Below are 14,008 nucleotides of genomic sequence, written 5' to 3' on the forward strand. Positions count from 1 at the left end.
AAGCGAACGTCAGACACTGGTGGCACTGTTCATTGCAAAGAAGGTAAACGCCATGTCAACCTCTCCCATCCCCACCATGCAGGCGCTGGTACTCGCATCCCCCCATGGTGCGCTGACCCCCACCTGGTTGCCCCGGCCGCAGCCCGATGCGGGCCAAGTGCTGGTGCGTATCCATGCCAGCGGCGTGAACCCGCTGGACACCAAGATCCGTGCGGGCGCGGCTGAGCATGCCCGGCAACCGCTCCCTGCCATTTTGGGCATGGACCTTGCCGGAGTGGTCGAGGAGGTCGGGCATGGCGTTTCACGCTTCCAAGTGGGTGACGAGGTGTACGGCTTCACGGGCGGCATTGGCGGTTTGCAAGGTAGCCTGGCGCAGTATGCCGCCGTCGATGCCAGACTGATTGCACGCAAGCCCGCCAATGTGACGATGCGCGAGGCAGCAGCCCTGCCGCTGGTTTTCATCACCGCCTGGGAGGGCTTGGTGGACCGCGCCAAGGTGGGCGGTGGACACAAGGTGCTGGTGCACGGCGGCGCCGGGGGTGTGGGCCATGTGGCGGTGCAGCTGGCCCGCGCGCGTGGTGCCAATGTGTTTGCCACGGGTACGGCGGCGCAGGCCGGTTACATACGGTCCATCGGCGCCACGCCGATTGACTACGAAACGACCTCGGTAGAGGCGTATGTCAACGCGTTTACGGAGGGCAAGGGCTTCGACATCGTGTACGACACGGTCGGGGGCCCCGTGCTGGACGCGTCCTTCCTGGCCGTTCGCCGTTACTCCGGCCATGTGGTGACCTCTTTGGGCTGGGGCACCCACAAGCTGGCGCCTCTGTCTTTCCGGGGTGCCACCTTCTCGGGGGTGTTCACGCTGCTGCCCATCCTCACGGGGCAGTTCCGCGAGCACCATGGCGAGATCATGGAACAGGCCACCGCGCTGGCGGAAGCCGGACAGTTGAAGCCCTTGCTCGATCCCACCACATTCAAGCTCGACACGGCTGACAAGGCACATGCCCTGGTAGCCGATGGCTGCGCCCGTGGCAAGGTGGTGGTGAGCGTGCTGGCATGAGCAAGCTTCGTGCTGAAAGCGCCAGTTCGTCAGCCGGTATGGACAGCATGGAAAACACGGGACGTGGTGCGATGGGCCCAACCTATGAACACCTTCGCCAGGTGGCCGATGCCTTGATCACGGCCACCAATGCTTTTGATGTGGAGCGCGCGTTAAGCCTGTTCGCGCACGATGCGGTGATCGACGACCCATCCACCGGCCACCGCTTTGATGGCCATCCCGGAATACGCCGTTACATCGAACAGTATTTCGTTGGCTATCACACGGTGACCCGGTTCCTCTCGATGAAGCGGCTTGGTCGCCGGCGGGCGGTGGTGAGGGTCGATTTCACGGGGGATTTCGGCCAAGAGATTGGCACGCTCGATATCACCGTGGATGCCAAGGGTTTGATTACCCGCATGGACGCAGATCTTGAATGATCTGACGGCTTTCTGGGCCGCGCGACTACCCACCAGGGCTTGTGTGTGACGCCAGATTGCTGGCGGCGGCTCTGGTGTGTGTCGATGCAAAATTTCATCAAAAAAAGGCCTGCAGCGCTAGGCAATCAAGCGGAAAAAGCTATCAAAAAGAGAGCGTTTTAGCGGCTCAACGCGGCAAACACCCCGCAAACCCCTTCGGCCCCGCCGCATTCACATCCGCCAGCGTCAGGGCCTCCAGCCGGTCGTTTTGCCCCGGTATCTTGGTCAGCCGCTGGCCGTTCTGCCAGCGCCATTGTTTGCCATCAAAACTGTAAATGAAGGTGTGGGTGCGGTTGGAGAGCAGGTGCGCCGGGGTCAGGGTGATGGACTGGGCGGCGGCTTCGGTGGTGGCGGTGGCCTGGGCCTCGTTGTCTTTGATGACGATCTTGCCCACGTAGGGGGTCACGGCTGATTCGGTGCGGGTGACCTCGGGCTGTATCAGGGCGGGGCTGTATCCGGTCTTGATCCATTCGCCGCTGCCCCCGGGGCGCACATGGGGCTCGCGCGCAGCAAGGGCCTGGGTGCACGCTGCTGCCAGCGCGTCAAAACCTGTCTGCGCGGGGCCGCTGGCTTCGGGCTTTTTGCACCCCAGCAGGGGCAGGGTCAGCGTAGCGGCCATTAGAAGGAGAGCAGAGCGCAGGGGCGATGGCATGTTCATCAAGGCGATGGGGCGGTGGTGTGGAGGGCACGCGATGTGAAGGGGGAAAGCTCCCAGCCTCCTCTATCGACGGTGGGGCATTGTGTGCCGCTGCGCAGGGTGGGGCTTGATGGAAGTCAATTCGCCAATCAATTCTGCGCGTCCTTCGGCATCAAAGCGGCTGCATCGCCCTGGTACCAGCGCGCCTGGGCGGTGGGGTCTTTCAGGGCGGCTAGCACGGCGGCGTTCAGCTCGTGGGCGCTGGCGGGCAGGGGCTGGTCGCGGTAGGCCAGGGCGGTGCCTGCCATCAGGGCCTCGGCATCCACCAGCAGGCGCAGGTTTTGGGGGATGGTGGGGGATTGTTCTGCGCAGTGCGGGGCCGACAGCGAGTGTGCCTTGCGGCAGGCGGCGGGGCGCACGGGGTAGATGCTGCAGCGCTCATCCACGAGAAAGCTGCAGGCCTGGCGTGCTGGGTTGGTAGGGTTGAGCGCGGCGGTGGTCACATGCCGGTGCAGAGCGCTGAGGGCATCGGCCAGTGCCTCTGCGGGCTGGGCACGCAGGTGCTGGGCGATGTGGAAGACCTCGGGCTCGGTGGCCTCAACCCGCAGGTGGCAGCAGTGGGCGCAACCGGCCTGGCAGGCAGGCTGGGGGCCGGTGGCGCGGGCCTGCTCGGCCACGGTGTCCAGCCCCCGGTGCAGCTGCGCGATGAAGGCCACGGCGCCATCCGCACCATCTGCGCCCTGGGCCTGCCGCAGCGCCTGCGCTGCCCGCTGCCGCACGCGGGCGATGGATTGCAGGAAGGCGGAGCGCTCGTCGTCGGTCAGCATGGGCGGTTGGGGGGGAAGGTGGCTGTGCCCCGCACCTTAGCGCGTTTGCCACCACGCGGGCAGCAGGCTGCGCACCTGGGCCCGTGCAAAGCGCTCGTCCATCAGGTGCACCACGCCTTCGTCGCTGGGCGTGCGGATCACGCGGCCAGCGGCCTGCACCACCTTTTGCAGGCCGGGGTAGAGGTAGGTGTAGTCATAGCCCGCACCAAACAAGGTTTGCATGCGCTCGCGGATCTGCTCGTTGACGGGGTTGACCTGCGGCAGGCCCAGCGTGGCGACGAAGGCGCCGATCAGCCGCTGGCCCGGCAGGTCGATGCCCTCGGCAAACGCGCCGCCCAGCACGGCAAAGGCAATGCCCTGGCTGGTGGTGGTAAAGCGGGCCAGAAAATCGCGCTGCTCGCCTTCGAGCATGCGGCGCGACTGGCACCAGTGCGGTACATCGGGGTGTTGCTGCGCAAACAGTGCAGCGGCCTGCTGCAGGTAGTCATAGCTGCTGAAAAACGCCAGGTAGTTGCCGGGCCGCGCGCGAAACTGCTGCGCCATCAGCGCCGCAATCGGTGCCAGCGACGCAGCGCGGTGCGGGTAGCGCGTGGAAATGTGGCGCGCCACCTGCACCTGCAGCTGCTGCGCGGCAAAGGGCGATTCGACATCCACCCATACATGGCCGTCGGGCAGGCCCAGCAGGTCGGCGTAGTAGCGCGCAGGCTGCAGCGTGGCCGAGAACAAGGTGCTGGTGTGTGCAACTGTGATGCGGGGTTGCAGAAAGGGCGCGGGCACCAAGTTGCGGATGCAGACCACGGAATCGCCGGGTTTAGCGGCCCGCTGGTGGGGGCCTGACGAAGTTTGGGTGATGTCCACCATCGAATGCGCATCGAGCAGGTCGGCCATGCGCTGCAGGTGCAGGGCGTCGAAGTAGAACGCTTGCAGCGCGCCATCGGGCTCGGTGGGGTGGTCGGTGAAATGCTCGGTGAGCGTGGTGGTGCACTGCTGCAGCGTGGCCAGCAGCTTGTCGGGGAAGGCTTCGAGCACCGTGTACGGATCCGGGTGCGCCTTGTCCAGCGCCACCCAGGCGCGGCGCACCTTGTCCAGCGCCTTTTTCACCGGCGCATGCTGCGCAGCGGTGTGGCTGCTGCGGGCCTGGGCCAAGGCGGCGGGGTGCAGCTCGGCCGTGAACATCTTGCGGCCGCGCTCCACCAGGTTGTGCGCCTCGTCCACCAGCAGCGCCGTGCGCCACTGGTTGGCCTGGGCCAGGCCGTGCAGCAGGCCGCCCAGGTCAAAGTAGTAGTTGTAGTCGCCCACCACCACGTCGGCCCAGCGGGCCAGCTCCTGGCTCAGGTAGTAGGGGCAGACATCGTGCTGCAGGGCTACCTCACGCACGCGGGCTTGTTGCAAAGCGGTGACGGTTTTTCCTTCGATGGTGGTGGCCACCGCAGCGGCGCGTGCAGCAGGCAGCCGGTCGTAAAAGCCCCGGGCCAGCGGGCAGGATTCGCCGTGGCAGGCCTTGTCTGGGTGTTCACAGGCCTTGTCGCGCGCCACCAGCTCCAGCACGCGCAGGGGCAGCGCCGGTGCGCTGTCGGCCAGGCGCGCCAGCGCATCCAGCGCCATCTGCCGCCCCGAGGTTTTGGCGGCCAGAAAGAACACTTTGTCGATGCGCTGGGCCGGTGCTGCCTTGAGCAGTGGGAACAGCGTGCCCATGGTCTTGCCAATGCCCGTGGGCGCCTGGGCCAGCAGGCAGCGGCCCGCCACTGCCGCCTTGTAAACGGCCTCGGCCAGCGGGCGCTGGCCGGTGCGAAAGCCGCCAAACGGAAAAGCCAAAGTGGTCAATGCTGTATCGCGCGCGGCACGGTGGGCCACCTGCTGTTCGGCCCAGGCAATGAAGCGCTGGCACTGGGCCTCGAAGTGCTGGCGCAAGTCGTCGGCGCTACAACGCTCGGTGAACACCGTCTCCTGCTGCGTGCCCACGTCCAGATACACCAGCGCCACGTCGATGTGCGCCAGCTGCTCCTGCTCGCACAGCAGCCAGCCATACACCTTGGCCTGCGCCCAGTGCAGGTGGCGGTGCGATGCGGGCTGGCGGTCCAGCCGCCCCTTGAAGGTCTTGACCTCGTCGATGCGTTGCTGCGCGGGGTCGTAGCCATCGGCCCGGCCGCGCACGCGCAGGCTTTGGTAACTGCCGCTCAGTGCCACCTCTGCGCGGTAGCCTGCACCCCGGCGCGACGCTGCCACCGCATGGCCCGCCATGCCCTCCAGCGCGGTGGGTGCGGGCGTAAAGCGCAGGTCCAGGTCGCCTTGCTTGGCGGTGAACTCGCACAACTCGCGCACCGCCACGGTGTAGGTCATGGCGGGGTGGTCGGGGTGTCGGTGGCGGGAGGAGCAGGCTCTCCCAAATGGGTCTGAGCCATGTCGTCATCGCTGCGCAGCGGCGTGGCTTTGCACAGCGCCATCCACACCGAAAAGGGCAGGGTGCAGCGGTTGTGCCGCGCGGGGCGCAGCAGCTCAAAGCGCCCGTCCTCCACGCTGCCGTGCAATACCCAGATGCCGAAGTGCTTGGGGATCTCTTCGGGCTCGGCTATGCCCGCCGGGAACACGTAGTAGCACTCCTCGCACAACCACTGATAGGCCTGCCGCTTGGCATCGTGCCGCAGGTCCGACAGCAAGTCGGACCGGCTGGCCTTCACCTCATGCACCATGGGCTGCAGGTAGGCGGGCACAGAGGTGTTGCGCACCGAGAAAAGATCAGGCCGGGCCATGCGCCACACGTTGGCGGCGGCGCGGGCAGCGGGGGCGTGGTCATCCTCGGCCCACAGCGGCGCCACGGCGGGCGCGGTGTTGGTGGGTGCATCGGCCGTGGCCGCAGGCAGCAGCACATCCCCCATCGGCACGGTGTCGATCACCGCGCGCAGTAACAGTTCGGTCCATACGATGCGCCCCGAAGCCAGCAACTGCGCTGCAAACTTCTGCCCCAGCCGGTCGTGCAGGCTCAGCGCCCGCACGCCACGCTGGCGGGCCTGCGCCAGGGTGCGGATGCCTTCGTCGGTGAGGCGCAGGGTTTCGCAACCATCGGCCGCAATGTGCAGACTGATGAGGCCCGCAGCCAGCAGGTCAATCTCCAGCCCGTCCTTGCACGGCCAGCCTGCCGAGCGCCAGATCTGCATCAGGCGGGTGCGGTGAAAGCGGGTGATCGGGGTGGAGGGCGGGGAGTCCGAAGTGGGGGAGGGCAGCGCCGTCATGGCAGGGTGGGTGGGCTGGCGTCACACTGATTTTAATCACAGTGTCTGGGAGGGACTGTTTTTTGGACAAGGGTAGAACAGGGTTGCAGAGGAGTTGGGGGTGTGATCGGCACCTGGCGCAATATGGGTGGGTGCTAACAGCTATTGAAATGTGAGCATCCCCACGGTGACATTCCGAGGGAGAAGCAATGAGTCACCAGGGGCCTGAATGAGGACGCTCCTGCCCGCCATTGGGCTAACAACCGGAAGTTGTTGTCGCGTGGCCGTCTATGCCGCAGGAAAATTGAAAGCGGTTGCGTGAGGCTGCAGCGCAGGGTTTGCAGCCGGTCAGTGTTCTGACGCTGATAGCAGGCTACCGGGCAACAGCAATCCTTATCCCATACCCTGCCAACGTCCTCTGCTCACCGGTTCCCAACCTGCGGTCGCGCCGTCAGCAGCGCATTGGCCAGCGCGCTCACGCTGGGCAGTTCACTGCCTGCCGGTGTCATGCAAACGAGCAGCTTTCTCCGAGACCAAGCATCAGATAGCCCTAGGATCTGGGTGCCGGACTTGGCAAAGCGCGCAGCCGCGCTCTCGGACATGACCGCCACTCCCACGCCTTCGGCTACCAATTGCGCGACAGCGTCAAATCCGCCCAGACGCACCCGATGGCGCGGGACCCGGCCACTGCGACTGGCCTGGGCTGCCAGAAAGCGGCTGAGTCCACTCTCCCGGGCCAAACCTACAAAGGGATGCTCTAGCAATTCGTCATACGCCACGGAACGGCGGCGGCCCAAAGACCAGCGCTTTGGCAAGAGTGCCACCAGACGGTCATCGACCCATGGCTGCACAAGCAGCCCAGAGGTGTCCACGTAATCGGCGACGATGCCCAGATCGGCAGTGCCACGGCGCAATGCCTCTACGACCGCCTCGCTCGAAAGCTCTTGCACGTCCACATCAAGATCAGGGGTCTTCACCAAGAATTGGCCAATCGTGCGCGGAAGGCTCTCGGACATGGCGGCTGTGTTGCACAGCAGCCGAACGGTCCCGCGCAATCCATGACCAAAGCTCGCCATCTCTACATGCAGCGATTCGAGCTCAGCCAGCACGCGGTTGGCATGGCGCAGCAGAGCGCGTCCCGCATCGGTGGGTATTGCGCCCGACTTGGACCGCTCCAACAACTGCGAACCGGTTGCGTCTTCAAGACCCTTGAGGCGAGCGCTGGCCGCAGCCAACGACAGATTCACGGACGAAGCAGCGGCAGTGATGGTTCCATGCTCCATCACGGCGGCAAAGAGGTGCAGGTCAAACGGATCAACGCGGTAATCCGTGGTGCGGCGCTTAGGGGTACTCATGACCGCCATCCTACGGAATACGCGAAGGATCTGTTCACTGCTATCCGATGGACAGCACTTGGGCCATGCAGACACCATAGGGCATGGACATATTGCAGCTCTTGATGGTGGTCGTTGTTTTCGTTCTGGCCGGTGGTGTGAAGGGCGTCACCGGCATGGGGCTGCCTACAGTGGCCGTGAGCTTGCTCGGGCTGTGGATGCCCCCTGTGCAAGCGGCCGCACTGTTGGTCATACCCTCGCTGGCAACCAATATCGCGCAATGCCGTGGCCCTCACCTGCGCTCACTGGTATCCCGGCTGTGGCCTGGTTGGCTGGCAATCGCGATCGTGACTGTGAGCGCGCCCGGTCTGGGGGACGCCGTTTCCGCACAAACGACCAAGGGCTTGCTGGGCGGGATTCTCATGGCCTATGGCATCTGGGGCTTGTGGCGACCTCAGCTGCCCGATCTTTCACTCACCAGCAAATGGCTCAGCCTGCCGACAGGCGCGGCCACTGGGTTCGTGACGGCACTCACTGCCGTCTTCGTATTGCCCTGGGTTCCCTACTTGCAGACGTTGCGGCTGGGCAAGGACGAGATGGTGCAAGCGCTGGGCCTTTCATTCACCGTGGCCACTCTGTCGCTCGCCGTGAAAGTGCAGATGTCCGCCCCTTTGGGGTTGATCTCGTCGTCTGTTGCTATTGCAGTCGGTGGGGCATTGATCGGCGCATTGAGCGGGCTCAAGCTTGGTGAGCTGCTACGTAGCCGCCTTGTCGGTCCCGTCTTCCAGAAGGCACTTTTTATGGTGTTCCTCGGATTGGGTGCAGCCAACCTGATCCAGGCACACTGACACAGCATGAGCGAGCAAAAGGAGTTGCTTGAGGCTGCTGCCTTGTTAGAGCGGGCTTACCGGCTGGCACATGTGTTGCAAGGCGAAGGTTTGCTTGAAATCGGAAGCAGACAGTTTGTTGCAGACGAGCTTGTCGAGGTGCTTGACGAAGCTCGTGTGGCGCTTTTTGCAGCCAGTGATTTGCCCAAGCCGCTCTGACTTTCTCTGAGCTGAAATGAGTCCTCCCCGTGCAAGCTAGGGTTCGAAAGATGGAACCGCGCGACGGCTCCTGGCCTATTGATCTGGCGCAATCCATTCATGAGCCCCGTTCGAGCCGAGGCTGCCGAAGCCCTGGGCAAGCTGAGGTACAGCGCCATCGATACTCTGGAGTAAACCGCGCCGCATCAATACAAGGCGCCCAACCCCCTCACCACTCCGCAAAACTCCCATCCCGATGCCGCCACACCGGGTTCCTCCACCGGTGCCCCTCCTGCGCCCGCTCGCGCACATAGTCTTCGTTCACCTCAATGCCTAGCCCCGGCCCCGTGGGGATGGCGACCATGCCGTCCTGGTACGCAAACACCCCGGGGTTAGACACATAGTCCATCAGGTCGTTGGCCTGGTTGTAGTGGATGCCCAGGCTCTGCTCCTGGATGAAGGCGTTGTAGCAAACGGCGTCCAGCTGCAGGTTGGCCGCCAAGGCAATGGGCCCCAGCGGGCAGTGCAGGGCCAGGGCTACGTCGTAGGCCTCGGCCATGCTGGCGATCTTGCGGGTCTCGGTGATGCCGCCTGCGTGCGAGGGGTCGGGCTGGATGATGTCCGCATAGCCGCCTTGCAGCACGCGCTTGAAGTCCCAGCGCGAGTACAGGCGCTCGCCCAGGGCGATGGGGGTGGATGAGATGCGGGCGATCTCCTTCAGCGCCTCTTCGTGTTCGCTCAGTACGGGTTCTTCGATGAACATGAGTTTGTAGGGCTCCAGCTCCTTGACCAGCACCTTGGCCATGGGCCGGTGCACACGACCGTGGAAGTCCACGCCAATCCCCACATTGGGCCCCACGGCCTCGCGCACGGCGGCCACGTTCTGCAGGCAGCGCTCCACCTTGTCGTAGCTGTCCACGTACTGCACCTCTTCGGTGCCGTTCATCTTGACGGCCGTGAAGCCGCGCGCCACGGCGGCCTGGGCAGCGGCGGCGGTCTCGCTGGGGCGGTCTCCGCCAATCCAGCTGTAGACCTTGATATGGCTGCGCACATTGCCCCCCAGCAGCTCGGACACGGGCACGCCCAGCGCCTTGCCCTTGATGTCCCACAGCGCCTGGTCAATGCCGGCCAGCGCGCTCATGTGCACGCCGCCGCCCCGGTAGAAGCCGCCCCGGTACAGCACGGTCCAATGGTCTTCGATGTGGCGCGGGTCCTTGCCGACGAGGTAGTCTGCCAGCTCATCGACCGCAGCGGCCACGGTGTGCGCGCGGCCTTCCAGCACGGGTTCGCCCCAGCCGGTGATGCCTTCGTCGGTTTCGATTTTGAGGAAGCACCAGCGCGGCGGGACGATGAACGTGGTGAGTCGGGTGATCTTCATGGGGGATGGGCAGTCGGTTCAGAAGTGCTGGGTTGTCTGGAACGAGTAGGGGGGCGGTTCAGGCCGTGGCGGGCGCGGTGCCAAAGGACGCCTGCCACGCCCGCGCAAACGCTGCAGCCTTGTGCGCCACCTCGGGGGCCTGGTCACCGGGCCGGTACAGGGCCGATCCCAGGCCAAAGCCGCTGGCGCCAGCGGCGGCATAGGGCGCAATGCTCTCGGGCACGATGCCGCCCACGGGCACCAGTGCCATGGGCGGCGTGATGACGGCGCGCCAGGCCTTGAGCACATGGGGCGGCAGCGCCTCGGCAGGGAACAGCTTGAGCATGTTGGCGCCCGCTGCCAGCGCGGCGTAGGCCTCGGTCAGCGTGGCCACGCCGGGCGCGCAGGCCATGCCGGCAGCGCGGGCGGCGCGGATTACATCGGGGTCGCTGTGGGGCATGACGATGATCTGCCCGCCAGCTGCGGCCACATCGGCCACGGCATCGATGGAGAGCACGGTGCCTGCGCCCACTAGGCAGTCGGCTGGCAGTGCATCGCGCAGTGCGCGGATGCTGGCCAGCGGCTCGGGCGAGTTGAGCGGCACTTCGATGATGCGAAACCCCGCGTCGTACAGCGCGTGGCCGATGGCCACCACCTCGTGCGGCTGCACACCGCGCAGGATGGCGATGAGCCCGCAGCGCTGCAGGATGTGGAACAGGGCTTTGTCGATGGGGTTCATGCAGCCAGGCTCCCGGCGGTGAAGGGGTGTGATGAGGAGGGTGCGGGCGCAACGACCAGCCCTGCCGCAAGCGCGATCTGCCACAGCCCGGTGGCAGTGGCCTGCGTGGCGATGGCGGGGGCGGCAAAGCCACAGGTCTGCAGCGCGATGGCGTAGCGGCGGCACAGGTCGGGCTCGCCGCACAGCACCAGCGTTTGTGGTGTTGTCGGGGTTTGATCCTGTGCGCGGCTCAGGCTCGCCACCTCGTACCCGATCAGCAGGCCGGAGAGGTAGTCCGCTTGCGCGGTAGGCGCCAGCGCGCCGGTCAGCCCCAGCGTGCGTGTGCTGAAAATGTGCGAGAGCAAGCCCAGTGCGGCGTCACTTCCGCGCGCCACCTCCAGCCCGCGCACAAAGGCTTCGTCGTCGGGCGTGGCAGCGGCCTGCATGGTTTTGCCCAAGATGGTGTGACCGCGCAGGGCCGCAAACACCTCGCCGGTCATGAAGGTGTGGAACTGCTCGATGCGCCCCTGGCGTGCCAGCACCCATTTGCTGTGCGTACCGGGCAGGCCTATAAGCACGGGCGCATCCGCAGGCAGCGCAAGGCCCGCCAGCACGCCCAGCACCTGGGTTTCTTCGCCGCGCATCACGTTGGGCAGCGCGCCCTGCTGCAACAGGCCCGGCACGATGTGCAGCGGCGGGCCGTCGCGCCGCGCCACCAGCGTCAGGCCCCGCGCCAGTGCATCGAGCGAGGTGGGCGTCGGCAGGTACTTGGCCTCGCGCCAGCCCTGGGCGCTACCCACCATGCCGCAGGCCAGCAGGGGCAGGCCAGGTGTGGCGGCCAGCCAGTCGCCGCAGGTGTCTTGCAGTGCGCGTTCAAACGCGGCACCGGGCTCGCCGTCTGCCACGCTCGCGGTGGCGGGTGGCAGGTTCATGATGCCCCAGGGGCGGTGCCGCGTCTCCAGCACCTCGCCATGCGCGCCCATGCGGAAGGCCCGCAATGCGCTCGTGCCCCAGTCCAGGGCGATAAGGCCCGCTTCAGCGGGCACCAGATAACGCACAGGCGCCATGGGTGCTCCGTTTAGCGTGCCCAGCGCAGCACCAGCGGGTCCAGCCGCCGTGCGATGCCGATCAGGCCGCGTCGCACCTCAGGGTGCATGGTCGGGAAGGGGTGGCGGCCCGCCTCGCAGGCGATCACGCCGCCTTCCTTCATCAGTGCCTTGGCCGTGAGGATGCCGCCCTGGCGGTTTTCGTGGTTGATGAGCGGCAGCCAGCGCTGGTACAGCGCAAACGCCTGGTCCATGTCACCCTGGCGGTGCGCCTCAATGATGGGGCGAATGCCGTCGGGGAACGCGCCGCCCGTCATCGCGCCCGTGGCGCCCGCATCCAGGTCGGCCAGCAGGGTGATGGCCTCTTCGCCGTCCCACGGGCCTTCGATGGCGTCGCCGCCCAGGCGGATCAGCTCGCGCAGCTTGCTGGCGGCACCGGGCACTTCGATCTTGAAGTAGGCCAGGTTTTCAATCTCTTGCGCCATGCGGGCCAGGAAGGGGGCCGACAGCACGGTGCCGCTGGCGGGCGCGTCCTGCACCATGATCGGGATGCGGATCGCATCGGACACACGGGCATAGAACTCGTAGATCTGCGCCTCGGGCACGCGGAAGGTGGCACCGTGGTAGGGCGGCATGACCATGACCATCGCCGCTCCCATGTCCTGCGCGGCGCGGCTGCGCTCGGCGCACACGCGGGTGCCGTAGTGGGTGGTGGTGACGATCACCGGCACACGGCCTGCCACATGCTCCAGAGATGTGCGGGTGAGGACTTCGCGCTCAGCATCCGATAGCGAGAACTGCTCCGAGAAGTTGGCCAGGATGCAAACGCCATCCACACCGGCGTCGATCATGAAGTCAAGGCAGCGCTTCTGGCTGTCGAGGTCGAGGCGGCCGTCTTCATGGAACGTGGTGGGCACCACTGGGAAGATGCCGCGGTAGCGAGGGTTCTGGAGGGAATGGGTGGCTGGCATGGCGGGTGCGGGTAAGAATTTGAGTGAAATATGGCTCTCTTCCGTTTCGGGTGGAACACTACAGTTCAAATAAATCCATTGACACCCCCTGAACAGGAGCCCTCCCGATGCAAGAAGCGTTGTTCTGCCAAGCGTTGGGGCTGGCCGCGCCCTGGGCTGTGGAGCGTGTTGCACTGGATGTCGAGCGCAGCCGCATCGACCTGTACGTGGTCTGGCAATCGGGCAGTGCCGCCTGCCCCGTTTGCGCCGCAGCTGAGCAGAAACTGCATGACCACCGCCAGCGCAGCTGGCGGCATCTTGATTTCTTTCAGTTCGAAGCCTACGTGCACTGCGCGCTGCCTCGCGTGTCATGCAGCGCCTGCAGCTCTACGACCCAGCTGAGTGTTCCCTGGGCGCGAGAGGGCAGCCGCTTCACGCTCATGTTCGAGGCTCTGGCTCTGACGCTGGCCCGTGAGATGCCGGTGGCCGCGTGTGCACGCATCCTGCGCTGTGCGGACAACGCCTTGTGGCGCCAGATCGATGCCCATGTCAGCTTGGCGCGCGCCAAGGAGAGCTACGCGGGTGTGGCGGTCATCGGTATCGATGAGACCAGCTGCGCCAAAGGCCACAGCTACATCACCCTGGTGCACGATCTTGAGCGGGCGCGACTGATCTACGCCACACCCGGCAAGGATGCCAGCACCGTGCAGCGCTTTGCGGCGGACCTCAAGAGCCACCAAGGCAGGCCCGAAGCCATCCAGGTGGTGTGCATGGACATGTCCAAGGCCTTTATCGCAGGAGCAGGCCAGCACTTGCCCCAGGCGGCCATTGCCTTTGATGGCTTTCATGTGGTGCAGATGGCCAACCGGGCAGTGGACGCAGTGCGGCGGGAAGAGGCCCGGGGCGAGCGCTGGCTCAAGAAGACCCGTTGGTGCTGGCTCAAGGACAAAGCCAAGTGGACGGACAAAGAGCAGGCAAAGATGGATTGGCTGCCTCGCACCCGATTGAAGACCGCCAGGGCGTGGCGGATGAAGGAGGCGCTGCGCGATGTTTACAGGAACTCAGACGCGGATGCCGCCAGCAGTGCACAGGCACTCAAGAAATGGCTGCACTGGGCGCAACGCAGCCGCTTGCAGCCCTTCAAGGACTTGGCCAAGACCATCCAGCAACACTGGGCGGGAATACTCCAGGCGTTTGATGCTTCTCATCTGCACACCGGCTATGTGGAGGCGGTGAACTCACTGTTGCAAGCAGCTAAGGCCAAGGCGCGTGGCTATGGCACCACCGATCACTTCATCGCCATGGCGTTCTTGATTGCTGGCAAGCTCACTCACCTGCCAGGCAGTCCTTTGCGAAAAGCAAGGGCCTGACCATGGCTCTGGTG

General features: G+C 65.4%; 14 protein-coding genes. 5 read left to right on the plus strand and 9 right to left on the minus strand.

What is annotated here, in order from left to right; genetic code table 11:
* The first annotated feature begins 52 nt into the window (after window positions 1–52).
* Both C8C94_RS04395 and C8C94_RS04400 read left to right on the plus strand, forming a co-directional pair.
* Entirely contained in the window at window positions 53–1,063 is a 1,011-nt protein-coding gene (locus C8C94_RS04395; RefSeq protein WP_121422693.1) for a zinc-dependent alcohol dehydrogenase family protein, read from the plus strand.
* Entirely contained in the window at window positions 1,060–1,482 is a 423-nt protein-coding gene (locus tag C8C94_RS04400) for a nuclear transport factor 2 family protein (protein WP_233573390.1), read from the plus strand. The genes C8C94_RS04395 and C8C94_RS04400 overlap by 4 nt, the downstream gene beginning before the upstream one ends.
* A 166-nt stretch (window positions 1,483–1,648) precedes the next feature.
* Here the strand turns inward: C8C94_RS04400 and C8C94_RS04405 are convergent, their stop codons facing one another.
* The 5 genes from C8C94_RS04405 to C8C94_RS04425 all read right to left on the minus strand — a co-directional run bounded on the left by C8C94_RS04405 (window position 1,649) and on the right by C8C94_RS04425 (window position 7,549).
* Complete coding sequence (locus C8C94_RS04405) at window positions 1,649–2,173, minus strand: hypothetical protein (protein WP_121422695.1); 525 nt, start codon at window positions 2,171–2,173, stop codon at window positions 1,649–1,651.
* A 134-nt stretch (window positions 2,174–2,307) separates the two neighbouring features.
* Window positions 2,308–2,985, minus strand: a complete 678-nt coding sequence (locus tag C8C94_RS04410; RefSeq protein ID WP_121419858.1) for a YkgJ family cysteine cluster protein — start codon at window positions 2,983–2,985, stop codon at window positions 2,308–2,310.
* 36 nt (window positions 2,986–3,021) lie between these two features.
* The gene (locus C8C94_RS04415) at window positions 3,022–5,325 is read right to left on the minus strand and encodes an ATP-dependent DNA helicase (RefSeq protein WP_121419859.1); all 2,304 of its coding nucleotides are present in this window, start codon (window positions 5,323–5,325) and stop codon (window positions 3,022–3,024) included.
* Window positions 5,322–6,215, minus strand: a complete 894-nt coding sequence (locus C8C94_RS04420; protein ID WP_121419860.1) for a hypothetical protein — start codon at window positions 6,213–6,215, stop codon at window positions 5,322–5,324. Before C8C94_RS04420 ends, C8C94_RS04415 begins: the two co-directional genes overlap by 4 nt.
* A gap of 401 nt (window positions 6,216–6,616) precedes the next feature.
* Entirely contained in the window at window positions 6,617–7,549 is a 933-nt protein-coding gene (locus C8C94_RS04425) for a LysR family transcriptional regulator (protein WP_158603799.1), read from the minus strand.
* 83 nt (window positions 7,550–7,632) lie between these two features.
* Between C8C94_RS04425 and C8C94_RS04430 the strand changes: the two genes are divergently transcribed.
* Together C8C94_RS04430 and C8C94_RS04435 are read left to right on the plus strand one after the other, a co-directional pair.
* A complete protein-coding gene (locus tag C8C94_RS04430) occupies window positions 7,633–8,376 on the plus strand; it encodes a sulfite exporter TauE/SafE family protein (protein WP_121419862.1) in 744 nt (247 codons plus the stop codon).
* Window positions 8,377–8,382: 6 nt separating this feature from the next.
* A complete protein-coding gene (locus tag C8C94_RS04435) occupies window positions 8,383–8,574 on the plus strand; it encodes a hypothetical protein (RefSeq protein ID WP_121419863.1) in 192 nt (63 codons plus the stop codon).
* Between the two features lie 208 nt (window positions 8,575–8,782).
* On the opposite strand, the gene dgoD is transcribed toward C8C94_RS04435, so the two are convergent.
* From dgoD to C8C94_RS04455, 4 genes are read right to left on the minus strand one after another with little or no spacing between them, the layout of a single operon-like run.
* Window positions 8,783–9,931, minus strand: a complete 1,149-nt coding sequence (gene dgoD, locus C8C94_RS04440; RefSeq protein ID WP_099729999.1) for a galactonate dehydratase — start codon at window positions 9,929–9,931, stop codon at window positions 8,783–8,785.
* Between the two features lie 58 nt (window positions 9,932–9,989).
* A complete protein-coding gene (locus tag C8C94_RS04445; protein WP_116749616.1) occupies window positions 9,990–10,649 on the minus strand; it encodes a 2-dehydro-3-deoxy-6-phosphogalactonate aldolase in 660 nt (219 codons plus the stop codon).
* A complete protein-coding gene (locus C8C94_RS04450; RefSeq protein ID WP_121419864.1) occupies window positions 10,646–11,695 on the minus strand; it encodes a 2-dehydro-3-deoxygalactonokinase in 1,050 nt (349 codons plus the stop codon). Before C8C94_RS04450 ends, C8C94_RS04445 begins: the two co-directional genes overlap by 4 nt.
* 11 nt (window positions 11,696–11,706) lie before the next feature.
* Window positions 11,707–12,645, minus strand: a complete 939-nt coding sequence (locus C8C94_RS04455) for a dihydrodipicolinate synthase family protein (protein ID WP_121419865.1) — start codon at window positions 12,643–12,645, stop codon at window positions 11,707–11,709.
* Window positions 12,646–12,752: 107 nt separating this feature from the next.
* Between C8C94_RS04455 and C8C94_RS04460 the strand changes: the two genes are divergently transcribed.
* On the plus strand, window positions 12,753–13,994 hold the full coding sequence (locus C8C94_RS04460) for an ISL3 family transposase (RefSeq protein ID WP_121419550.1): 1,242 nt from the start codon (window positions 12,753–12,755) through the stop codon (window positions 13,992–13,994).
* Window positions 13,995–14,008 lie beyond the last annotated feature (14 nt).

It is taken from the genome of Acidovorax sp. 94 (assembly GCF_003634645.1).
Classification (GTDB): Bacteria; Pseudomonadota; Gammaproteobacteria; order Burkholderiales; family Burkholderiaceae_C; genus Acidovorax; species Acidovorax facilis.

Bases quoted from the DNA above. Each gene is read 5' to 3' on its own strand.
- C8C94_RS04395 (WP_121422693.1), top strand. From the start codon at position 53: ATGTCAACCTCTCCCATCCCCACCATGCAGGCGCTGGTACTCGCATCC.
- C8C94_RS04400 (WP_233573390.1), top strand. From the start codon at position 1,060: ATGAGCAAGCTTCGTGCTGAAAGCGCCAGTTCGTCAGCCGGTATGGAC.
- C8C94_RS04405 (WP_121422695.1), bottom strand. From the start codon at position 2,173: ATGCCATCGCCCCTGCGCTCTGCTCTCCTTCTAATGGCCGCTACGCTG.
- C8C94_RS04410 (WP_121419858.1), bottom strand. From the start codon at position 2,985: ATGCTGACCGACGACGAGCGCTCCGCCTTCCTGCAATCCATCGCCCGC.
- C8C94_RS04415 (WP_121419859.1), bottom strand. From the start codon at position 5,325: ATGACCTACACCGTGGCGGTGCGCGAGTTGTGCGAGTTCACCGCCAAG.
- C8C94_RS04420 (WP_121419860.1), bottom strand. From the start codon at position 6,215: ATGACGGCGCTGCCCTCCCCCACTTCGGACTCCCCGCCCTCCACCCCG.
- C8C94_RS04425 (WP_158603799.1), bottom strand. From the start codon at position 7,549: ATGAGTACCCCTAAGCGCCGCACCACGGATTACCGCGTTGATCCGTTT.
- C8C94_RS04430 (WP_121419862.1), top strand. From the start codon at position 7,633: ATGGACATATTGCAGCTCTTGATGGTGGTCGTTGTTTTCGTTCTGGCC.
- C8C94_RS04435 (WP_121419863.1), top strand. From the start codon at position 8,383: ATGAGCGAGCAAAAGGAGTTGCTTGAGGCTGCTGCCTTGTTAGAGCGG.
- dgoD (WP_099729999.1), bottom strand. From the start codon at position 9,931: ATGAAGATCACCCGACTCACCACGTTCATCGTCCCGCCGCGCTGGTGC.
- C8C94_RS04445 (WP_116749616.1), bottom strand. From the start codon at position 10,649: ATGAACCCCATCGACAAAGCCCTGTTCCACATCCTGCAGCGCTGCGGG.
- C8C94_RS04450 (WP_121419864.1), bottom strand. From the start codon at position 11,695: ATGGCGCCTGTGCGTTATCTGGTGCCCGCTGAAGCGGGCCTTATCGCC.
- C8C94_RS04455 (WP_121419865.1), bottom strand. From the start codon at position 12,645: ATGCCAGCCACCCATTCCCTCCAGAACCCTCGCTACCGCGGCATCTTC.
- C8C94_RS04460 (WP_121419550.1), top strand. From the start codon at position 12,753: ATGCAAGAAGCGTTGTTCTGCCAAGCGTTGGGGCTGGCCGCGCCCTGG.